This window comes from Methylobacterium sp. Gmos1 (assembly GCF_053764715.1).
In genome coordinates this window covers 238,552-260,133 of record NZ_JBSNCC010000003.1, presented here as the reverse complement: position 1 = coordinate 260,133, position 21,582 = coordinate 238,552, and the positions used below count along the sequence as shown (strand labels likewise).

At 70.5% G+C, this 21,582-nt stretch carries 21 protein-coding genes and 1 tRNA gene; 19 read left to right on the top strand and 3 right to left on the bottom strand.

The features are described 5' to 3' along the window. Positions 1–15: 15 nt before the first annotated feature. Positions 16–261, top strand: a complete 246-nt coding sequence (locus ACS5PV_RS07335; RefSeq protein ID WP_455394677.1) for a hypothetical protein — start codon at positions 16–18, stop codon at positions 259–261. 33 nt (positions 262–294) lie between these two features. Then, positions 295–1,155 carry an SDR family oxidoreductase gene (locus tag ACS5PV_RS07330; RefSeq protein WP_455394676.1) on the top strand — a complete coding sequence of 287 codons (861 nt, stop codon included), beginning with the start codon at positions 295–297 and terminating at the stop codon, positions 1,153–1,155. Between the two features lie 301 nt (positions 1,156–1,456). On the opposite strand, the gene ACS5PV_RS07325 is transcribed toward ACS5PV_RS07330, so the two are convergent. After that, positions 1,457–1,675, bottom strand: coding sequence for a DUF6894 family protein (locus ACS5PV_RS07325; protein WP_455394675.1), 219 nt, complete (start codon positions 1,673–1,675; stop codon positions 1,457–1,459). Positions 1,676–1,846: 171 nt separating this feature from the next. Between ACS5PV_RS07325 and ACS5PV_RS07320 the strand changes: the two genes are divergently transcribed. The 11 genes from ACS5PV_RS07320 (at position 1,847) to ACS5PV_RS07270 (ending at position 15,136) form a co-directional block, all read left to right on the top strand. Beyond that, the gene (locus ACS5PV_RS07320) at positions 1,847–2,689 is read left to right on the top strand and encodes a transglutaminase-like domain-containing protein (protein WP_455394674.1); all 843 of its coding nucleotides are present in this window, start codon (positions 1,847–1,849) and stop codon (positions 2,687–2,689) included. A gap of 146 nt (positions 2,690–2,835) precedes the next feature. Further along, positions 2,836–4,206 (top strand): ethanolamine ammonia-lyase subunit EutB, encoded by a 1,371-nt coding sequence (locus ACS5PV_RS07315; RefSeq protein ID WP_455394673.1) that lies wholly within the window; start codon positions 2,836–2,838, stop codon positions 4,204–4,206. Beyond that, entirely contained in the window at positions 4,203–4,988 is a 786-nt protein-coding gene (gene eutC, locus ACS5PV_RS07310) for an ethanolamine ammonia-lyase subunit EutC (RefSeq protein ID WP_455394672.1), read from the top strand. The genes ACS5PV_RS07315 and eutC overlap by 4 nt, the downstream gene beginning before the upstream one ends. Positions 4,989–5,112: 124 nt before the next feature. Then, positions 5,113–6,708 carry an ABC transporter substrate-binding protein gene (locus tag ACS5PV_RS07305; protein ID WP_455394671.1) on the top strand — a complete coding sequence of 532 codons (1,596 nt, stop codon included), beginning with the start codon at positions 5,113–5,115 and terminating at the stop codon, positions 6,706–6,708. A 10-nt stretch (positions 6,709–6,718) separates the two neighbouring features. Beyond that, the gene (locus ACS5PV_RS07300) at positions 6,719–7,729 is read left to right on the top strand and encodes an ABC transporter permease subunit (protein ID WP_455394670.1); all 1,011 of its coding nucleotides are present in this window, start codon (positions 6,719–6,721) and stop codon (positions 7,727–7,729) included. After that, on the top strand, positions 7,726–8,637 hold the full coding sequence (locus ACS5PV_RS07295) for an ABC transporter permease subunit (protein ID WP_455394669.1): 912 nt from the start codon (positions 7,726–7,728) through the stop codon (positions 8,635–8,637). The genes ACS5PV_RS07300 and ACS5PV_RS07295 overlap by 4 nt, the downstream gene beginning before the upstream one ends. 8 nt (positions 8,638–8,645) lie before the next feature. Continuing rightward, entirely contained in the window at positions 8,646–9,668 is a 1,023-nt protein-coding gene (locus tag ACS5PV_RS07290; protein WP_455394668.1) for an ABC transporter ATP-binding protein, read from the top strand. Next, a complete protein-coding gene (locus ACS5PV_RS07285; RefSeq protein ID WP_455394667.1) occupies positions 9,665–10,672 on the top strand; it encodes a peptide ABC transporter ATP-binding protein in 1,008 nt (335 codons plus the stop codon). The genes ACS5PV_RS07290 and ACS5PV_RS07285 overlap by 4 nt, the downstream gene beginning before the upstream one ends. A gap of 300 nt (positions 10,673–10,972) precedes the next feature. Then, a complete protein-coding gene (gene argC, locus ACS5PV_RS07280; protein ID WP_455394666.1) occupies positions 10,973–11,950 on the top strand; it encodes an N-acetyl-gamma-glutamyl-phosphate reductase in 978 nt (325 codons plus the stop codon). A 109-nt stretch (positions 11,951–12,059) separates the two neighbouring features. Continuing rightward, positions 12,060–13,556: a diguanylate cyclase gene (locus ACS5PV_RS07275; RefSeq protein WP_455394665.1), complete on the top strand. Its 1,497-nt coding sequence runs from the start codon at positions 12,060–12,062 to the stop codon at positions 13,554–13,556. A 110-nt stretch (positions 13,557–13,666) separates the two neighbouring features. Next, entirely contained in the window at positions 13,667–15,136 is a 1,470-nt protein-coding gene (locus tag ACS5PV_RS07270) for an adenylate/guanylate cyclase domain-containing protein (protein WP_455394664.1), read from the top strand. Between the two features lie 7 nt (positions 15,137–15,143). Here ACS5PV_RS07270 and ACS5PV_RS07265 read toward each other — a convergent pair whose 3' ends face one another. After that, entirely contained in the window at positions 15,144–15,521 is a 378-nt protein-coding gene (locus ACS5PV_RS07265) for a VOC family protein (RefSeq protein ID WP_455394663.1), read from the bottom strand. A gap of 175 nt (positions 15,522–15,696) precedes the next feature. Here ACS5PV_RS07265 and ACS5PV_RS07260 point away from each other — a divergent pair. Further along, positions 15,697–15,786 (top strand) — tRNA-Ser (locus tag ACS5PV_RS07260). Positions 15,787–15,958: 172 nt separating this feature from the next. Here the strand turns inward: ACS5PV_RS07260 and ACS5PV_RS07255 are convergent. Then, positions 15,959–16,309: a helix-turn-helix domain-containing protein gene (locus ACS5PV_RS07255; protein ID WP_455394662.1), complete on the bottom strand. Its 351-nt coding sequence runs from the start codon at positions 16,307–16,309 to the stop codon at positions 15,959–15,961. Positions 16,310–16,425: 116 nt separating this feature from the next. Between ACS5PV_RS07255 and ACS5PV_RS07250 the strand changes: the two genes are divergently transcribed. From ACS5PV_RS07250 to ACS5PV_RS07230, 5 genes are all read left to right on the top strand, one after another. Continuing rightward, on the top strand, positions 16,426–17,676 hold the full coding sequence (locus ACS5PV_RS07250; protein WP_455394661.1) for an MBL fold metallo-hydrolase: 1,251 nt from the start codon (positions 16,426–16,428) through the stop codon (positions 17,674–17,676). Beyond that, entirely contained in the window at positions 17,673–18,716 is a 1,044-nt protein-coding gene (locus ACS5PV_RS07245; protein WP_455394660.1) for a hypothetical protein, read from the top strand. Before ACS5PV_RS07250 ends, ACS5PV_RS07245 begins: the two co-directional genes overlap by 4 nt. Before the next feature lie 361 nt (positions 18,717–19,077). Beyond that, a complete protein-coding gene (locus ACS5PV_RS07240; protein WP_455394659.1) occupies positions 19,078–19,875 on the top strand; it encodes a hypothetical protein in 798 nt (265 codons plus the stop codon). Between the two features lie 145 nt (positions 19,876–20,020). Beyond that, positions 20,021–20,371, top strand: coding sequence for a hypothetical protein (locus tag ACS5PV_RS07235; protein WP_455394658.1), 351 nt, complete (start codon positions 20,021–20,023; stop codon positions 20,369–20,371). After that, complete coding sequence (locus ACS5PV_RS07230) at positions 20,368–21,072, top strand: hypothetical protein (RefSeq protein ID WP_455394657.1); 705 nt, start codon at positions 20,368–20,370, stop codon at positions 21,070–21,072. The genes ACS5PV_RS07235 and ACS5PV_RS07230 overlap by 4 nt, the downstream gene beginning before the upstream one ends. Positions 21,073–21,582: the final 510 nt, after the last annotated feature.

Sequence of the window (21,582 nt, the reverse complement as noted above, 5' to 3'; positions counted from 1 at the left end):
CACCGGAGATCGCTCGTGCTGCCTCTCCGCGCCCTGTCGGCGCTCGCCCTCCTGACGCTCGTTGCCCCCGCAGCCCAGGCACAGGGGAGCCCGTTCCCCGGGCCGTTCGGCGCCGGCGGCGGGCGAGCCGGCGACAATCCCCCGCCGCGCACCGGCCCGCGGGCCTGCCAGCGCTGGTGCGAGACCGACTACGTCCCCTGCGACCCGCCGTACTTCAAGATCGCCGACGGCCGCTGCCGGTCCTTCGGCGGCCGTAGCTGACCCCCGCATCCCGCCCCGAGGAGGCCGACCCGCATGACCGAGTTCCCCAAGCCCCCCTTCGAGCGCCAGAAGCCGATCCCGATGCCCGGCCGCGACGCCGACATGGATCCCCGGCCCGATTACGGCGAGACCCGCTACAAGGGCTCCGGGCGGCTGTCCGACCGCAAGGCGATCATCACCGGGGGCGACAGCGGCATTGGCCGGGCGGTGGCGCTCGCCTTCGCCCGCGAGGGCGCCGACGTGCTGGTCGCCTATTACGACGAACACGACGACGCGCGCGAGACCGCCCGGTTGATCGAGTCCGCCGGCCGCAAGGCGGTGCTGGTGCCCGGCGACATCAAGGACCCGGGCCATTGCCGCGCCATCGTCGAGAAGGCGGTGGCGGCGTTCGGGCGGGTCGACGTGCTCGTCAACAACGCCGCCCACCAGGCCACCGTGCAGTCGATCGAGGAGATGAGCGACGAGGAGTGGGACGTCACGTTCCGCACCAACATCCACGCGATTTTCTACCTGACCAAGGCGGCGGTGCCGCACATGCGGCCGGGCTCGGCGATCATCAACACGACCTCGATCAACGCCGACACGCCGAGCCCGCAGCTGCTCGCCTACGCCACCACCAAGGGGGCGATCCAGAACTTCACCGGCGGTCTGGCGCAGATGCTCGCCGAGAAGGAGATCCGGGTGAACTGCGTCGCCCCCGGCCCGGTCTGGACCCCGCTGATCCCCTCGACCATGCCCGAGGAAAAGGTGCGCCAGTTCGGCTCGCAGGTGCCGATGAAGCGCCCCGGCCAGCCGGTCGAGCTCAGCCCCGTCTACGTGATGCTGGCGAGCGAGGAGGCGAGCTACGTCTCGGGCGCCACCGTGGCGGTGACCGGCGGCAAGCCGATGATCTGATGGTGGATGCGGCTGCGGGCTTGTCAGCTTATTCTAAGACTGCCTGATCCTTGCGTCTGTCGATCGATGACGACGGACGGCCTGTCTCCGTAATCCCGGTGCTCGGCAAAGTTGAGAGTCCAGGGTTCGTAACCGCTGACGTCGAAGTAAGAGACGAAGCACGTTTCGCCTCTTCCTGGAAGCTCGGCGGTTATGGATCCCGGGTCCGCTGCGCGGCCCCGGGATGATCCTGCGCAATACGGACGCCTGAGCGTTCAAAGAAACAGGATGCGGGACTACCGCCACCCCATCCGTCACCCGATCACTGCGCCGACAACGACACCCGAAACACCGTCCGCCCGGTCTCGTCGCGCACGTTCATGGCGAGGATCGCGCCGGCGCTCCGGCCCGAGTCGAGGGCGCAGGAGCGCAGGGCCTGGACCGCCTCGGCATGGGCCGCGCCGGCATCCGTGAGCACCACCCCGATCGTGTCGCGGGCGTCCCAGGTTCCGGCGTCGAGGTCGAAGAAGTAGCGGTGCACGGCGTGTCCTCCCTGCTCGCCCCGGTCTTGCCGGGCCCAACGACAACCAGCCTTAACGCAGGCTAAGCATTGCGACGCAAAGACCGGGCCGCTGCGGCGCGATCCGCGTCTCCGCCGATTCGGCGTGGCTCTTGCGTCAGCCTACCTCGGCAGCAGCAGGGGGCTCAAGCCGTGCATTACACTTTAGGTTGCCGTCTCGCCTACGAAATCGTGACCGAGACGGTGTTCATCTTCAACCTGGAGGTCGCCCGCCTGAGCCGGCACCGCGACCTGCGCGAGACCCTCCGCCTGGATCCCGACCTGCCGCAGCGCCGGCACGAGGCACCGGAGACCGGCAACCGCTACGTGGCGGTCACGGTACCGCCCGGGCGGTTCTGCCTGGACTACGAGGCGCAGGTGTCCCTCGATCCCCACCGGGCCGATCCCGCGGGCATCGGCGAGACGCCGGTGAGGGACCTGCCCCTCGACATCCTGCCCTACCTGCTGCCGAGCCGCTTCGTCTCCTCCGACCGGCTCGCCGCCTTCGCCGAGGCCGAGTTCGGCGACGCCCCCCGCGGGTTCGAGCGGGTGACCCGAATCTGCAACTGGATCCACGACCACATCGCGTACGTGCGCGGCGCCAGCGACGAGGAGACCACCGCCCACGAGACGCTGCTGAAGCGGGCAGGGGTGTGCCGCGATTTCGCGCATCTCGGCGCCGCCTTCTGCCGGGCGCTCGGCATCCCGGCCCGCTTCGTCAGCTGCTACGCCTACGGCCTGGTGCCGAGCGACTTCCACGCCGTGTTCGAGGCCTATCTCGACGGCCGCTGGTGGCTGTTCGACGCGACCCGCCAGGCCAATCTCGACGGGCTGGTGCGGATCGGCGTCGGGCGCGACGCCGCCGAGATCGCGTTCTCGACCCCGTTCGGCGAGATGAAGCCCACCGACATGGAGATCCGCATCGAGCGGGCCGACGGCGCGCCGGAGCAGGGCGGGCGCACCGTCGCGGCGATCGCGACGGCGGAGGACTCCTGACGCGGGGGGCGGCCCGCGCTAGAGCGTTTTCCGACGAAGTGGAAGCCGGTTCGTCGAAGAAAATGCGGCAAAATCAAAGACCTAGAGAGCTTCGCGATTGCAGCGCGATCGTGAAGTGCTCTAGTGTCCTGCCCCGGAGGCCCCGCATGAGCTATCGTCACGTCGTCGGACCCCGGACCTTCGTCTTCGCCGACCTCGCCGAGCTGATGGCGAAGGCGAGCCCACCCCGTTCCGGCGACCGGCTCGCCGGTCTGGCGGCGGGGAGCGCCGAGGAATGCGTGGCCGCGCGCTGGTGCCTCGCCGACGTGCCGCTATCCGAGATCCTGGCCCGGCCGCTGATCCCGTACGAAGCCGACGACGTCACCCGGCTGATCCTCGACGGCCACGACGCGGCGGCTTTCGCGCGCGTCGCTCACCTCACGGTGGGCGACTTCCGCGAGTTCCTGCTCACCGCCTCCTCCGAGACGCTGGCGGCGATCGCCCCCGCGGTGACGCCGGAGATCGCCGCCGCGGTGTCGAAGATCATGCGCAACCAGGACCTGATCCTCGTCGCCCGCAAGGCCCGGGTGGTGACGCGCCTGCGCAACACGATCGGGCTGCCCGGCACGCTGGCGGTGCGGCTCCAGCCCAACCACCCGAGCGACGACCCCGCCGGCATCACCGCCTCGATCCTCGACGGGCTGTCGTATGGCTGCGGCGACGCCTGCATCGGCATCAACCCGGTCTCGGATTCGGTACAGGGGCTGACCGGCCTGCTGCATCTCCTCTCCGAGATGATCGAGCGCTTCGCGATTCCGACACAAGGATGCGTGCTCACCCACGTCACCACGACGCTCGAGGCGATGAATCGCGGGGTCCCGGTCGACCTCGTGTTCCAGTCGATCGCCGGGACGCAGGGAGCCAACGCCTCGTTCGGCGTCACGCTGCCGATCCTGAAGGAGGCGCAGGAGGCGGCGCTGGCGCAGAAGCGCGGCACGGTCGGCGACAACGTGATGTATTTCGAGACCGGCCAGGGCTCGGCCCTGTCGGCGAACGCCCATCACGGCATCGACCAGCAGACCCTGGAGGCCCGGGCCTACGCGGTGGCCCGCGCCTTCCGGCCGCTTCTCGTCAACACGGTGGTGGGCTTCATCGGCCCGGAATACCTCTACGACGGCAAGGAGATCATCCGGGCCGGGCTGGAGGACCATTTCTGCGGCAAGCTGATGGGCGTGCCGCTCGGGGTCGACGTCTGCTACACCAACCACGCCGAGGCCGACCAGGACGACATGGACACGCTGCTGACGCTGCTGGGTGCGGCCGGCGTCACCTACGTCATGGGCGTGCCCGGCGCCGACGACGTGATGTTGAACTACCAGTCGACCTCGTTCCACGACCAGCTCTACCTGCGCGAGGTGATGGGCCTGAAGCGCGCGCCCGAATTCGCCGAGTGGCTCGCCCGGATCGGCCTGACCGACGCCGCCGGGGCGCTGCTGCCCGGCGGGGCGGCGCCTCTTCTCACAGGGCTCGCCGCGTGAGCCGGGCCGACGATCCGGCCGCGGCCTGGGCGCGCCTTGCCGCCCTGACGCCGGCCCGTGTCGCGCTCGGTCGCGCCGGGGCCGGCCTGCCGACCCGCGAGGTGCTGCGCTTCGGCCTCGCCCACGCCCAGGCCCGCGACGCGGTGCACACCCCTCTCGACGCCGAGGGCGTGCGGGCGGGCATCGCGGCCCTCGGCTTCGAGACGCTGCCAGCCGCCTCCGCCGCCCCGGACCGGGCGACCTACCTGCGCCGGCCCGATCTCGGCCGCCGCCTCGACGAGGCATCCGAGGCGGCGCTCGCGGGTGCGGCGGGCGACCCCGTCGATCTTGCTCTCGTGGTGGCGGACGGCCTCTCGGCCCGGGCCGTCCACGACGGCGCGGTGCCGCTGCTATCGGCCCTGAAGCCGGCGCTGACGGGGTCCGGCTGGCGCCTCGCGCCGGTGGTGGTGGCGACGCAAGGCCGAGTGGCCCTCGGCGACGCGGTCGGGGCCCTGCTCAAGGCCCGCGCCGTCGCGGTGCTGATCGGCGAGCGGCCCGGCCTGTCCTCCCCCGACAGCCTCGGGATCTACCTCACCTTCGATCCGCGCCCGGGCCGGAGCGACGCCGAGCGCAACTGCCTGTCGAACGTGCGGGCGGCGGGGCTGAAGCCCGATCTCGCGGCGTTCAAGCTGCACTGGCTGATCGACCAGGCGCTGAGCCGGCGGCTGACCGGCGTGGCGCTGAAGGACGAGAGCGACCGGGTGCTGGCGCGGCCGGAGCAGCGGGCGGCGCTGGAAGGATAGCGTCAGGCCCGGGCGATGAGCGCCTGTGCGTCGCATGCGCCAAGGCCTTGCGGAAATGTGCGGAAACCCGCCAGAAGTGGCGATCGGCCGGGCCCCGTGGCCCGCACGGAGTGGAGAGCACAGCATGAAGCGCGCGTCCCTGGCGGTGGTTCTCGGTACCGCGACCGCCCTGGCGGCAAGCCTGCCGGCCGGTGCCAAGACGCTGGTCTACTGCTCCGAGGGCAGCCCGGAGAACTTCTACCCGGCGGTGAACACCACCGGCACCTCGTTCGACGCCAGCGCCCAGATCTACTCCAACATCGTCAATTTCGAGCGCGGCACCACGAACGTGGTGCCGGACCTCGCCGAGAAGTGGGACATCTCCGAGGACGGCAAGGTCTATACCTTCCACTTGCGCAAGGGCGTGAAGTGGCACTCGAACAAGGGCTTCAAGCCGACGCGCGACTTCAACGCCGACGACGTGGTGTTCTCGTTCGAGCGGCAATGGAAGGAGAACCATCCGTTCTTCCGGGTGACCAGCGCCAACCACACCTACTTCAACGACATGGGGCTGCCCAAGCTCCTCTCGTCGATCGAGAAGGTGGACGACAACACCGTCCGCTTCACCCTGACCGGCCCCGAGGCGCCGTTCCTGTCCGACCTCGCGATGTCCTTCGCGGCGATCCAGTCGAAGGAATACGCCGACGCGATGATGAAGGCCGGCACGCCGGACAAGCTCGACCAGGAGCCGATCGGCACCGGGCCGTTCTACCTGCTCCAGTACCAGAAGGACGCGATCGTCCGTTACCGCGCCTTCCCGCAATACTACGCCGGCAAGGCCGCCCTCGACGACCTCGTCTTCGCGATCACGCCGGACGCCTCGGTGCGCTGGGCCAAGCTCCAGAAGGGCGAGTGCCACGTCATGCCGTACCCGAACCCGGCCGACGTCGACGCGATGCGCAAGGACCCGAACGTCCAGGTGCTGGAGCAGCCCGGCCTCAACATCGGCTACCTCGCCTACAACACCAAGAAGAAGCCGTTCGACGACGTGCGCGTGCGCAAGGCGTTGAACATGGCGATCAACAAGAAGGCGATCATCGACGCGGTCTACCTGTCGACCGGCGTCGCCGCCAAGAACCCGATCCCGCCGACCCTGTGGTCCTACAATGACGCGATCAAGGACGACCCCTACGACCCGGAGGCCGCCAAGAAGCTGCTCGCGGAAGCGGGCTTCGCCAACGGCCTGACGACCGATTTGTGGGCGATGCCGGTGCAGCGGCCCTACAACCCGAACGCCCGCCGCATCGCCGAGCTGATGCAGGCCGATCTCGCCAAGGTCGGGGTCAAGGCCGAGATCAAGTCCTACGAGTGGGGCGAGTACCGCAAGCGCGTCCAGGACGGCGAGCACCAGACCGCGATGCTCGGCTGGACCGGCGACAACGGCGATCCGGACAACTTCCTCCACACCCTCCTCGGCTGCGCCGCGGCGGAGAAGGGCGGCGGCAACACCGCCAAATGGTGCGACAAGACCTACGACGACCTCGTCAACAAGGCCAAGACCATCACCGACAAGGCCGAGCGCACCAAGCTCTACGAGCAGGCTCAAGGAGTGTTCAAGGAGCAGGCGCCGTGGTTCACCATCGCGCACGCGGTGCAGCTGAAGCCGATCCGCAAGGAGGTCGAGGGCTTCAAGCTGTCGCCGCTCGGCCGCCACACCTTCTACGGCGTGAGCCTGAAGTAAGGGCGCCTTCGTGCTCCGCTTCCTCCTGACCCGCGCGTCCCTGGTGATCCCGACCTTCCTCGGGATCACCCTGGTGGCGTTCTTCCTGATCCGCCTCGTGCCCGGCGACCCGATCGAGACGATGGCGGGGGAGCGGGGCATCGATCCGGCGCGGCACGCGGCGCTCCGTACCGAGTACGGCTTCGACAAGCCGCTGCTGGTACAATACGGCATCTACCTCGAGCGGCTCGCCCACGGCGATCTCGGCCGCTCGATCAGCACCAAGGAACCGGTGATCGCCGAGTTCGCGAGCCTGTTCCCGGCGACGATCGAGCTCGGGGTCTGCGCGATCCTGTTCGCGCTGCTCGTCGGCCTGCCGGCCGGCATCCTGGCGGCGCTCAGGCGCAACTCGGTCTTCGACCACGGGGTGATGGGGCTCTCGCTCACCGGCTACTCGATGCCGATCTTCTGGTGGGGCCTGCTCCTGATCCTGCTGTTCTCGGTGCAGCTCGGCTGGACGCCGGTCTCGGGCCGCATCGACGTGCAGTACTTCATCGAGCCGGTGACCGGCTTCCTGTTGATCGACACGCTCCTGTCGGACGAATCCGGCGCCTTCGCCTCGGCGCTCGGCCACCTCGTCCTGCCGGCGGTGGTGCTCGGCACGGTGCCGCTCGCGGTCATCGCCCGCATGACCCGCTCGGCGATGCTCGAAGTGCTCGGCGAGGACTACATGCGCACGGCGCGGGCCAAGGGCCTGCCGGCCTGGCGCATCGTCGGGCTGCACGCTTTGCGCAACGCGCTCATCCCGGTCGTCACGGTGATCGGACTCCAGATCGGCGTGCTGTTCACCGGCGCGATCCTCACCGAGACGATCTTCTCCTGGCCCGGCATCGGCAAGTGGCTGATCGAGGCGATCGGCCGGCGCGACTATCCCGTCCTGCAGGGCGGCATCCTGCTCATCGGCGCAGTCGTGATGGCGGTGAACCTCATCGTCGACCTCGCCTACGGCCTCGTGAACCCTCGCATCCGGCACGCCCGATGAGCGCCGAACTTCTGGACACCCCCGCCGCGTCCGCCGCCCCCGCCGGCCCGCCGCATCCGCTCTCCGAGTTCTGGACGAGCTTTCGCGCCAACACGGGCGCGGTGATCGGCCTCGCGCTAATCGTGCTGGTGCTGCTCATGGCAGTGTTTGCCGACGTCGTCGCCCCGCACCCGCCGAATCTCACCGACAACGCCGCCTTTCTGCGTCCCCCGTTCTGGCAGGAGGGCGGCTCGCTCACCTATCCGCTCGGCACCGACGCGATCGGCCGCGACATCCTCTCGCGCCTGATCCATGGCGCCCGGCTGTCGCTCTCGATCGGCGTCGCGGTCGTGGCGGTGTCGATCCTCGTCGGCACGATGCTGGGCCTCGTCGCGGGCTTCGTCGGCGGCGCCACCGGCATCGTCATCATGCGGGTGATGGACATCATCCTGACCCTGCCGTCGCTGCTGCTCGCCATCGTCATCGTGGCGATCCTCGGTCCCGGGCTGATGAACGCGATGCTGGCGGTCGCGGTCGTGGTGCTGCCGCACTACGTCCGCATCGCCCGCGCGGCGGTGATCGCAGAGAAATCCAAGGATTACGTCACGGCGGCGCGGGTCAGCGGCGCCGGCCCCCTGCGGCTGATGCTGTCGGAGGTGCTGCCGAACTGTGCTGCACCCCTCATCGTCCAGGCCTCGCTCGGCGTCTCGACCGCGATCCTCGACGCGGCGGCCCTCGGATTCCTCGGCCTCGGGGCGCAGCCGCCCTCGCCGGAATGGGGCACGATGCTGGCCGACGCCCGCGAGTTCGTGCTGCGGGCCTGGTGGGTGGTGACCTTCCCGGGTCTCATCATCCTCGTCACCGTGCTCGCTTTCAACCTGGTCGGGGACGGACTTCGCGACGCCCTCGACCCCAAGCTGAAGCGGTGAGGGCGCCGATGCCGCTCCTCGACATCAAAAACCTTTCCGTCGAGTTCCCGTCCGGCGGCGGGACCTTGCGCGCCGTCGACGGCGTCAGCCTGACCCTGGAGCAGGGGGAGGTGCTCGGCGTCGTCGGCGAGTCGGGCTCGGGCAAGAGCGTGACCATGATGGCGCTGATGGGCCTCGTCGCCTATCCGGGCCGGGTCCAGGCCGACCGCCTCGCCTTCGACGGCCGCGACCTCCTGGCGATGCCGACCCGCGAGCGCCGCCGCCTCACCGGCCGCGACGTGGCGATGATCTTCCAGGAGCCGACCACCAGCCTCAATCCCTGCTTCACGATCGGCTTCCAGATCACCGAGAGCTTGCGCCAGCATCTCGGCCTCGACCGAAAGGCGGCGAAGAAGCGGGCGATCGAGTTGCTGGAGCAGGTCGGCATCCCGGCGGCCGAGAGCCGGCTTTCGGCCTATCCGCATCAGCTCTCGGGCGGCATGAACCAGCGGGTGATGATCGCCATGGCGATCGCCTGCAACCCGCGCCTCCTCATCGCCGACGAGCCAACGACCGCGCTCGACGTCACCATCCAGGCCCAGATCCTCGACCTCCTGCTCTCGCTCCAGCGCGAGCGCGGCATGGCCTTGGTGCTCATCACCCACAACATGGGCGTCGTCGCCGAGACCGCCGACCGGATGATGGTGATGTATGCCGGCCAGGTGATGGAGGAACAGCGTGCCGACGCCCTGTTCGCCTCGCCCCAGCACCCCTACACCGCGGCGCTGCTGGCGGCCCTGCCGGAGCGTAGCGAGGGCGCGCGGCTCGCCACCATCCCGGGCGTCGTGCCGGGGCTCTACGACCGGCCGCGCGGCTGCCTGTTCGCCCCGCGCTGCGCCTACGCCACCGACCATTCGCGTGAACAGCGGCCCGCCTTGCGCCCCTGGCAGGACGGCTTCGTGCGCTGCCACTATCCCTTGGGCGATCCCTCCCGCGACGCCCGCATCCGCCAGGACCACCCCGCGCCCGCCACCGCGGAGGCCATCCGTTGAGCGCCCCAGTTGTCGTCGCCGAGGATCTTCGGCAAACCTACGAGATCCGCCGCGGCCTGTTTCGCGAGCCGGCCCGTCTCCAGGCGGTCGGCGGCATCTCGTTCGCGATCGAGCCCGGCCGGACGCTGGCGGTGGTCGGCGAGTCCGGCTGCGGCAAGTCGACCCTGGCCCGCATGGTGACGCTGATCGAGCCGCCCTCCGACGGGAGCCTGACCCTCGACGGCATCGACGCCGTCGACCCGCCTTCTCCTGAGCGCCGCCGCCTGCGCCGCACGGTGCAGCTGGTGTTCCAGAACCCTTACGGCTCGCTCAACCCGCGCAAGCGCATCGGGGCGATCCTGGAGCAGCCGCTCGCGATCAATACCGGCCTGTCGGGGCTTGAGCGCCGCGAGCGGGTGCGGGCGATGATGGCCAAGGTGGGCCTGCGCCCCGAGCACGACGCACGCTACCCCCACATGTTCTCCGGCGGCCAGCGCCAGCGCATCGCCATCGCCCGCGCCTTGATGCTGTCGCCCAAGCTCGTCGTCGCCGACGAGCCGGTCTCGGCCCTCGACGTGTCGATCCAGGCCCAGGTTCTGAACCTGCTCGCCGACCTGCAACAGGACCTCGGCCTCGCCTACCTGTTCATCTCCCACGACCTCGGCGTGGTGCGCCACATCGCCCACGACGTGCTGGTGATGTATCTCGGCCTCGCGATGGAGCAGGGCCCGAAGGACGCGATCTACGCCCGGCCGCTCCACCCCTACACCCAGGCCCTGATGGCGGCGACCCCCGGCGTCGGCCCGCGCACCCGCGCGCGCATCGTCCTGCGCGGCGAGCTGCCCTCGCCGCTCAACCCCCCGCAGGGCTGCGTGTTCTCGACCCGCTGCCCCCACGCCACCGACCGCTGCCGCCAGGAGCGGCCGGCGCCGCGGCCGCTCGCGGGCCGGGCGGTGGCCTGCCACTACGCGGAGGATTTCCTGGAGGGCGCGCCCGGGGAGGGGCGGGCGGTCGCGGCGGGGTAGGGGAGTTCGGGCGGCGCGAGCCTCGACGATCGCCGACATTCCGCTTGACGCTGGACGAGGGCGGCGACAGGGTCGCAGGGCATGTTCACGAACCCGACCCCGTGCGATCGACGCCGACGCCGCCTTCCAGCGGTGGCCCTTCCGGCTGCGCGTCGCTCGGCGTCCCGATCCGGGGTGGCGGCCTCTTGAGGCAGGCCCACCCGCCGGAGCGGCCCTCGGGTCCGCGTTCCTGAAACAGCCCCCGCAGCCCCCGGCTCCGGGGGTTTTTCTTTGCCCGCATCCCAGACAAGGACACCACCCATGACCATTCGCGTCGGCATCGTCGGCATCTCTGGTTTCGGCGGCGGCGAGGCGTTGCGCCTGATCGCCGGGCACCCGGCCTTCGAGCTCGTCTACGCCGCGGGCGAGGGCAGCGCCGGCAGCCGCCTGGCCGATCGCTTCCCCGGCGTGCCGGGGCGGCTCGCCGGCCTGGTGATCGAGAAGTGGGATCCCGCGAACCTGCCGCCGCTCGACGTGCTGTTCGCCTCGCTGCCCACCGGCACCTCGGCGCAAGCGCTGGCGCAGGTGCCGGACTCGGTGAAGATCGTCGATATCGGCGGCGACCACCGCTACGTCGAGGGCTGGGCCTACGGCCTCGCCGACATCTGGCCGGAGCGGATCGCGGGCCGGACCCGGATCGCCAATCCCGGCTGCTTCCCGGCGGCGACGCTGACCGCGCTGGCGCCGCTCCTGGCGAACGGGCTGATCGAGCCCGGCCACGTCGTGGTCGACGCCAAGACCGGCATCTCCGGGGCAGGCCGGGGCGGCGGCGACAGCCGGTTCGGCTACGCCGAGAGCAACGAGAACCTGGTGCCCTACGGCCTGCTCCGGCACACCCACATGCCGGAGATCGCCGCGACGATCGAGCAGATGAGCGGCGGCAGCGCCGCCGGGCTGGTTTTCACGCCGCACCTCGTGCCGATGACCCGCGGCATCCTCGCGACGATCTACTGCCGCGGCCGTGCAACCACCGAGCAGTGCCTGGACGCCGCCCGGCAGTTCTACGCGGAGCGGGCCTTCGTCCGCGTGACCGATAGGCCGCCGCAGACCAAGTGGGCGACCGGCTCGAACCTCGCCTTCGTGAGCTACGCCGCCGATCCGGAGCGCGACCTGGTGATCGCGATGGGCGTCGTCGACAACCTCGGCAAGGGAGCGGCCGGCCAGGCGGTGCAGAATGCGAACCTGATCTGCGGCCTGGCCGAGACCGCGGGGCTCGACGGCGCGCCCGTCTGGCCGTGACGGCCCGCACCTCGCGGAGGTCCCCTTCATCCCATGGCAAGACCGTCATGGGATGCTACGACAGGCCCGGCCCCCGTGCGGACCGTGCCGTATCAGGAACGAGACCTCCGTGAGCGCCATCCCGCAGCCGCCCGTCGAGCGTCCCGGGTCTCCGGCTCCGGGGCGGGCCCGGCGAGCGGTGCAGGATGCCGGCTGGACCGCCGCGATCGTGCTGCCCTGCGCCCTCGTGGCGATCCTGACGACCCGGCTGCTCGGGCCGCTGGCGTTGTTCTGGCCGGCGAACGCGATCCTGCTCGGGATGCTGCTGCGCCACCCCGCGCGCGCCTCAACTGCGGGCTGGCTCGGCGCCCTCGTCGCCTTCCTGGCGGCGGACCGGATCGCCGGCACCGGCTGGGCGCCGACCCTGTGGCTGAACCTCGCCAACATGACCGGAGTGGCGGCGGGCTACCTGGTCGCGACCCGCCTCCTGCCGTCAGGCGCGCTCCGGCTCGACCAGCCGCGCGCCATGCTGTCTATGCTGGCCGTCTGCCTCGCCAGCGCCGCGGCGGAGGCGCTGGTCGGGGGCGCAGCCGGCGCGGTGCTGTTCGGGCGCGGCCTCGTCCCCAGCCTGCTCGACTGGTTCAACGGCCAGCTCGCGATGGATATCATCCTGCTGCCGCTGTTCCTCGCCGCGCCCCGGCAACGGCCATTCGCCGGCCTCGTCGCGGGCCTGCGGGCGCCGGAGCGTTGGCACCGGCACGACGTCCTGCCGGTGGCCGCCCTCGCCCTGTCCCTGGCCGGGGCCATCGTGCTCGGGGGGCCGGGGGTGCTGGCCCTGCCGGTGCCGGCGCTGATCTGGTGCGCGCTGCGCTACCCGGTCTTCCCGACGCTGGTGCTGACGGCGCTGATGAGCACCGCCCAGCTCTTCGCCATCGCCCTCGGCCTCCTGCGGCTGCCGGACATCGACCTCCTCTACATCAACGCCATCCTGTCGGCGCGCCTCGGCATCGCGCTGGTGGCCCTCGGGCCGATGGCGGTGGCGATCGTCAACGGCGTGCGCAACGACCTGCTTCACCGGCTCGACCACCTCGCCCGCCATGACCACCTGACGGGGGTGCTGCGGCGCGGCGCCTTCCTCGAGCGCGCCGGTGCGGTGCTGGCGGAACTCGCCGCGACGGGGAAGCCGGCGGCGGTCGTGATGATCGACGTCGACCACTTCAAGCAGGTCAACGACCGGTTCGGCCATGCCGGGGGCGACCGGGTGCTCGCCGCAGTGGCCGGCGCGCTCCGGGACGGGCTGCCCGGCGACGCGATCCTCGGGCGGCTCGGCGGCGAGGAATTCGCCGCGCTCCTGCCCGGCGCCGGAACCGGGGAGGCCGGGGCCGCGGCGGAGCGGCTGCGGCGGCGCGTGGCGGCCCTGTCCCTTCCGGAACCGATCGAGGCCGGCGGACCACCCCCGGCCGGGGTGACGGCGAGCTTCGGCCTGTCGGCCTGCGACGCCGGCCGGCCGCAGCCGCTGGAGCGGCTTCTCGCCCGGGCCGACGCCGCGCTCTACGCCGCCAAGGCGGCCGGGCGGAACCGGGTCGAGGCGGCCGGGACGGGGGCCGGGGAGCGTCCGGCGGCCTGACCACTCGCCCCGCGAAAGGCCCCAGCTCACGGCCTGTTCAACGCGCGGGGGCTTCGCTCCGGCGCCGCGCGCCCTACCATGACGGTATCGGGAGGCCTGCGACCGGATCCGTGACAGAGCACGTTGCGACGGCCCGGACCCGGGCCAAGACCACAGCCAAGACCACAGCCCCCCTCGCCAGAGCCCTGCCGCTCGCCCGCGCCCTGACCTTCCGGGCAGGGTTGCGGTTCGCGCGCCTGCGCCACTGGCTCGCCGGCCGGCTGCCGCCCCGGGTCCGCGGGCGGCTGGCCGGGAACGTGCGGGCGGCCGAGCTCGCCGGGCTCGCCTTCGCCTTCCGGGCGCGCGCGGTCGCCATCGTGGTGGTGTCGCTGTGGCTCCTCGTCCTCGTTCCCTGGCCGCGCGACCTCTACTACCTCGCCGTCGCCGGCCTGTTCTTCCTCCTCGGCTATCTGCCGTACCGCCTGCGCCACCATGCCCGGGCGGGGGCGATCAAGCTCGCCTTCACGGTGCTCGACATCGCGCTGATGACCGCGGCGATCATCGTGCCGCCGCCGGCGGGCCTCGGGATCGACTGGCCGATCCAGACCCGGCTGCGCACGCCGGAATTCCTCTACGTGCTCCTCCTCCTCGGCGAGGCGGCGCTGACCTACTGGCCGGTCGCGGTGCTCTGGACCGGGACCTGGATCGCCGCGATCTGGTCGCTCGGGGTCTGGCTGGTCTACAGCCGCGCCGACACGGTGCGCTTCGCCGAGGCCGCCCGCGACGGGCGCCTGAGCGCGGAGGATTCCCTGAAGGTCTTCCTCGATCCGGCCTATGTCGGCCTGACTCCACTCTGGACGCAAGTCATCGTCACCGGCCTGTTCACGCTCCTCCTCGCCGTCGCGGTGTGGCGCAGCCGGGGCACGATGCTGGCGCAGGTGCGCGCCGAGGTGGTGCGGGCCGACCTCGCCCGCTACGTCTCGCCCGACGTCGCCGACGCGCTGGCGGCCCGGGCCCATGCGGGCTTCGGCGCGCCGCAGACCCGGGTGGTGGCGGTGCTGTTCGCCGACATGGTCGGCTTCACCGGGATGAGCGAGGGCTTGGGCCCGGAGCGCGCCTTCGCGCTCCTGCGCGGCTTTCGCGAGCGCAGCTGCAAGGTCGTCTTCCACCACGCCGGCACCCTCGACAAGTTCCTCGGCGACGGATTCATGGCGACCTTCGGCGGCCTCGACGGGCGCGGCGACGGCGCCGCCCGGGCGATCGCCTGCGCGGTGGCGCTTCAGGACGAGATCGACGCCTGGAACGCCAAGCGGGAGGCCCGCGGCGCCGCCCCGGTGCGGGTCGCGGTCGGGGTGCATTGCGGCCCCGTGGTGATCGGCAACATCGGCGCCGACCAGCGGGTCGAGTTCACGGTGATCGGCGACGTCGTCAACGTCGCGAGCCGCCTGCAGGCCGCCACCCGGGAGGTCGGCGGCCGCATCCTGGCATCCGAGTGCTGCCTGGCGGCCGCCGGACCGGAGGCGGCGGGCCGCTTCACCCGCACGCTCCCCCTGACCCTGCGCGGCCGCGTGCAGCCGATCGTGGTGCACGTCGCGGAGTAGGACGGCGTCAGCCCCTTTGCAGGACCTCGATGCGCACGCCGTCCGGCCCCTCGAAGAAGGCGATGCGCAGGCCCGGCTTCACGTCGGTGATGCCGGAGACCAGCGGGATGCCGCGGCCGGCGAGATCCGCCACCGTCGCCTCGATATCCTCGACCCGCAGCCCAATATGCTCGATGCCGCGATGCGGCGGCACCGCGGCCGGGCCCGTACTCTCGGGCGCCTGCTCGATGAACATCCGCATCCCGCCGAGATCGAGGATGATCCGGCTCGGGCTCTCGCCCCCCTCGCGCCCGGTCTCGCGCGCCTCCAGCACCTCGACGTAGAACCGCGCCGCCGCCACCGCGTCCCGGCTGCGCAGATGGAGATGGTCGTACACGTAGCCCATGCGGGTCTCCCTCCGGGGCGCCTCGTGGCGCGTCCCGTTCCGGCGCGCACGGTACGTCGCCGGGGCGCCGCGCGATAGGCGTTCAGGCGCCTCCTCCCGCCTCCCTGATCCCGGTTGACGCGCCGCCACCCCCCGCCCTACAGAAAGGGCACCCGGGACCCAGGCGCCCGCGGCCGGAAGGGTGGCCGAGTGGTTTAAGGCAGCGGTCTTGAAAACCGCCGTGGGGGCGACTCCACCGTGGGTTCGAATCCCACCCCTTCCGCCAGTACTTTCTCTAATCACTTGAGAAACAACGCTTATTTCAAAGGCTGCGCTGCCGGCCCCAACTAAGGCCCCAACAGCTTGAGTGGATCTCAGCGGACGTCCGCGGACCCACCCGGTCGAACCGTGGGCGGTTGTGAAGCTCGTCTCTCCCACGCCGGTCGCTGAGCCCACGCTCAAATCTGCTCCTGCAGCAGGACATCGACTTGCGCCACGGCAACCGCGAGCGCCCGATCGCTGAGCGTTCGCGTGATATCGCGCAAGCGAAGCTCCAGCTCGAGCCTCTTGGGGGAGTGCTGGATCCCTGACGCGCCAACGCCTTCGAGCAGCTCACTGGCCGGGATGCCGAGTGCCTGCCCCAACTCTACGAGAGTCTCGATACTCGGCAGCTGCAAGCCGCGCTCGATGTTCGAAATGCTCTCTGGCGTCCGCCCGATCTGGGCACCAAGCTCCTCCTGAGTGAGCTTCTGCCGCTGGCGGGCGATGCGCACCTTAAGCCCAACGCTTTTCTTCAAATCGACCGTCATGCCCGAACGCTGGCTTCGTCAGACAGGCTTGACCATGAAGGCGGCTTTGCCTCTTATGCCGTGAACGAAGTGCGGTTCGTTTGCAGCGCACAGACACGAAGTTGGCGTATGCGCAGATGCGGGTCTGTGTTCACCGTGGGACCAAGGAGATCGGGGGCTCCTGCGTTGAGCTCGCCCACGACGGAGCCCGGCTCCTCCTCGACCTCGGCCTACCCCTCGACGCCACGGCAAACGACGCGACCTGTCACCCACCGGTCGAAGGCCTCAATGGCGGAGGCGACCTCCTCGCGCTCATTCTCAGCCACGGCCACCGCGACCATGTCGGGCTGAGCCACCTCACCGGACCCGACCTGCCGGTAGCCCTCGGCGCAGCGACGCTTCGCATCCTCCAGGCCGCCGCCGCCTTCGTGCCCGATACCTGGGTGCCACCCAACACGGTGACCTTCGGCAACGGCCAGTCCCTCACCTTCGGCCCGTTCACCGTCACCCCGATTCTCGTCGACCACTCCGCCTTTGATGCCTACGCGCTCCTCGTGGAAGCAGGCGGGCAGCGGCTGCTCTACTCCGGCGACCTGCGCGCGCACGGACGCAAGGGCGCCCTCTTCGAGCGTCTGGTCCGCAGCCCGCCGCGCGCCATCGACGCCCTGCTCATGGAAGGATCGAGCCTTGGCCGCCTCGACGCCGAGCGGCTTTTCCCGACCGAGAGCGAGATCGAGGACCGCTTCGTCGCGCGGTTCCACGAGATGTCAGGCCTGGCCCTCGTCGCGGCCTCCGCCCAGAACATCGACCGCGTCGTCTCGCTCTACCGTGCCTGCAAGCGCGCCGACCGCACGCTGATCCTCGACCTCTACGCTGCCGAGATCCTGGCCGCGACCGGCCACCCGAGCATCCCGCAATCCGACTGGCCGGGCGTAGCGGTCTTCGTCCCGCACCACCAGCGCGTGCGCATCAAGCGCACCGGCCGCTTCGACCTGCTCACGCGGCACGGCCACCAGCGGATCTACGCGGAGCACCTCGCGGCGCTCGCGCCCCGGGCGGCGGTGCTGTTCCGCCACTCCCTGTTGCCGGACCTCGACCGGGCCGGCTGCCTCGCAGGCGCCGAAGCGATCTGGTCACAGTGGGACGGCTACCTACGGCAGCCACGCGGGCAGGCACTCGCCGCCGACCTCGCCGCCCGCGACATCCCGCTGACCCACGCCCACACCTCGGGTCATGCCAGCATCCCGGACCTCAAGCGTCTGGTAGCGGCGATCGCGCCCCGGCGGCTCGTGCCGATTCACACCTTCGAGCCGCAGCGCTTCCCAGCGCTGTTCGGCGCCAGCGTCGACATCGAGGAGGACGGACAGTGGTGGGACACGACGGCATGAGCGACACAACACCCTATCGGGCCCTGGGCGAGCCCTTCCTCGCGGCGCTCGAAGCCCTCGCGACCGCGCCGCATGGCGGCTGGTGGGTGGACGTCCTCGCCGACCCGGACCTGCTGCTGGCGGTGCGCGACCGCTCGCTCAACGTCTATTACCGTGGCGCGTCGCTGTTCCGGATCACCCCGGCGGGCGCGGGCGTCTCGGCCGAGACGCACGTGAAGTACCTCGTGCGCCAGCGTCAAGCGCTGACCCGGCTAGGCCAGGACGGGGGCTTCGCGCTCGACCCAGGCACGGCGGTGTGGACGCGCTACGAGGGGCCCGGCACGCTGGCCGAGATGAAGCGGGCCGCTGCCGCACCCTCCGGCCTGGAGAAGGCGGGCGTGCACGCGCTGGTGAAGGCCAGCCCGAACGTCGTCGATGTCGAGATCGCGCTCACCGGCGCACCGATGGAGGCTGCGCCCACCGAGCGGGAGGGCGCAGAGGCAGACGCCATGCTCCTGGCGCCGGACACTGCAGCCTCGGTCACTCCAACTCCGGCTCAGACCCGCCAAGACCGGCTCGACGCCGCGAGCCTGGAGGAACGGGGCGCGGCCGACGAGGCATGGCTCGTGTTCCACGAGGCAAAGCTGGCTGCGAACCCGAGCCTTCGTTCGAGGACCACCCCGGCGATCGTCACGCAACTCGAGCGCTACCGCGCGACGCTGACTGAGCAGGCGGAACGGCTGGCAGAGAGCTACCCGGCCCTGTGCCGCGACCTCGTCCGCCTTGACGCTCTGCGCGGGACGGTGCGTGCCACCCGCGGCCTCGCCGCCGTGCCTCCCCTCGATCCGCTGGTGGACGAGGTCGCTCGCGGCACGCGCCGGCTCCGGGTCGACACTGAGCCCCGGCTCGTGGTGTTCGGCTTCGATGCCGACCAGCGTGACGGCGCGCTGCAGGCGGTGATCGACGATCTGCGCGGTCAGCACAGGCTACAGGTCTACGCGGTCGGCCGGCCCGGCGGGCGCACGACGGCTGCCTTCCGCCGCCCCGCCGACGCGGCCTGACGGCACCCACCCAGGTAGGGTGCGACCGCCGGCCGCGGCAGGAATCTGCGTCCGGCGGTAAATTCCGAGGGGGGTCAACGGGAATACATATCGTCGGCTCTGCCGGAGCCTCCGCGAGACCCCTTCGTCATGTCCAGCCCATTCCCGTCCCCCACCCTGTACGCCGTAAACCACATCTCCGTGCGTAAACTTGCGACGGTCCGCACGGACTACACGTTGCGGGCGATCCGTTGCTCAGGGCTGACGCCGAGCGAGTGCCACGCCGTGGTCGCGCTTTAGCCCCTTCAGACATCGTTCGTTCCCCCAACCCGCTCTGCCTGCTGAGACAAGCACGGCAGCAGACGACGCAGGACCGCGCATCATGGCCCGCCCCCACCCCCGCCCCCGTTACTACGCCGCCCCCGTGCTGACGGCCGCCCTGATCCTGGCGGGCGGGCCGCCGGCCGCCGCACGCGCGCCCGAGATGTCCGCCCCACTGACGCAGATCGCCGGCACCTGGGCCGCCTCGACGAAGGGCTGCCCGCACCTGGACCAGCGCGTCACGATCATCACGGAGTACGAGCAGGTCACGGACGGCCGCGCATCGGAGAACCTGAGTTGCCGCGTCAAGCGCGCGACCCCGCACCGCACGAGCGTCGCGCTCGCGCTCGTCTGCGACTTCGGCAGCGACGGTCCGCTGAGCTTCGAGACGACGGCGACGGCGACCCGCACCGGCCCGAAGACGCTGACCTACACGACGCGCTTCGTCGGCGGCGAGCCCCGCACCGAGAAGCTGGTCCTGTGCGAGCGCCCGAACGAGATGGCGGCGAAGTCAGGCGCGCCGGACTCGACAGCGCCGCACTACGTCCTGCCCCCGCTGCGTACAGGCGAGTTCTACGAAGGGCACGCCTACCCGGCGGACTACGACGAGCGCCGCCAAGAACTCCTGGGTGAGAAGGGGGCGCCCCTCCCGCGCGCGAAGGACGAGGTTTGCGCGCGCGACTTCTGCCGCAAGTACCCCGAGATCCGCGCCTGCTACGCCGACTACTGCGTCGGCCGCTGGAAGCGCGCGGACGGCGCGACGCTGGACTACGTCGTCAAGCCGGAGACGCTCGAGGTCCTGAAAATCGTCTGCCGTGACACCTGCAGCGCGGACGAGATCCGCCCGCACGTTCGGTAAACTGCCCGTGCCCTAACGATTCAACAGCTGGAGAAGCTAGGCAATGCAACCAGCAGGTGGATGCCGACTGGAGCACCCTGACAACACGGGAGCCACCTTACCGAGCGTTGGCATCTTCTGGGGCGTGCCGGACAGCGGACGCACCGTGCTGGTCACCGACCGCACGCCCATGACCGAAGCGGAGATCTACGGCGACTGCCTCACCCACCCGCGCGGGCACCACGAGGTCTGGGAAGCGTGGCGCAAGCTCGGAGCCACGGCGCTGCGCCGCCGTGGCCTGCCGCCGGCTATCGTGAATCACGAGTACGAGGCGTTCCCGCGCGGGCGGGTGGTCTACATGCGCGAACCGGCGCTTTTCACCCTCTACGCCGACCGGCACCTGCAACGACCGGAGACGGTCATCAACATCCTCCGGCTTTTCGGCCTCGCCGGCGAGCGTCACACAGTGCGCTCAGACGCGCACTATCGGACCCGCGGCGGAGGGCAGTTCACATGACCGGCAGCTCAGGGGACATCGAGGCACTACTGTTCGACGGTAACGACCTCAGCAACCCGACGCCCGGAATGCTACCAGCGATCTTCCGCGATATCATCAGGCAGCTCGACGCAGCCGGTCTCGCCTACGCCGTAGTCGGCCGCATCGCCCTGGCGCTTCATGAGCAGGCCCGCTTCGTACGCGAAATTGAGATCGTCGTAGCTCTCGACGCAGACGAGCACGAACGCATCGCGGTCCTTACACGAGCGACCCAGGAACGATTCGCGGCACACATGGACCCGCGGCAGTGCGAGCACCCCATCGTCCTGACACTGAGACCCAGCACCTGTACAGTCGAGACACAGTTGCTGGCTGAGGCGATCACCCGCCAATGGTTCGGCATTCCGGCAAGGCTGGCAAGCGCGGAGCACCTACTCTGGCTGTGGTGCCACACCGAGGGTCCCGACCATGCCATGAACGCCAGTGCGCTCATCGTGGGCGGCACGGTCGACCTCTACTGCGTACGGGGTCTTCTACGCGCGACAGACGACGTTGAGGAAAGCGGTCAGCAACGACTGCGGCTGGCAATCGGCGATGCGGTCTTGTCGGCGACGTCCTCGTTCAGCAGGTTCATGACAGAGCGGCGTATCCGGCTCGACCCGAACCGCGTACCGATCTGGCAGCTACAACGAGCGAAGGCCGCGGACAGCGGCGAGCGCTGAGCGTCCAGTCGTCCGACATGCCAGCTTCGCATCGCTGCTTAGGGCGACCGCATCCACGGCTGTTTCGCGCCCGTCGCGACCACTACATCACAACGAAAATCACCCCAGGCGGGGGCAAACAAGTTAGACTGGTAGGCCCCTCTACGGCCTAGGGCGCCTTTGCCGGTGGACGCCAGCGTACCTCCGGTGAGCGGATAAGTGCCCCCTTGGCCCCCGGCACCTCTGCAGCCATGCCCCTACGGCTTGGCGCTGTTAAGCTCTCCACCCGGCAGATCTCGGCACCGAGACCACCCGACCCGGACCATCGCCGGTTTTCCGCCGATCCCGACCACGCCAAGTGTTTGGAACTTGGCACCGCTCGACGGGTCGGTTCTGCCGACACGCGGCCTCGACGGCTGCCAACGACCTCCAGCTCGGCCCGACAGGTCAATGCCTCCGAAAGCGCTCATCAACCGCACATCCGCTCCACGACCATCGGCGCGACGACGGGCCCACTTCATCCGATCGCCG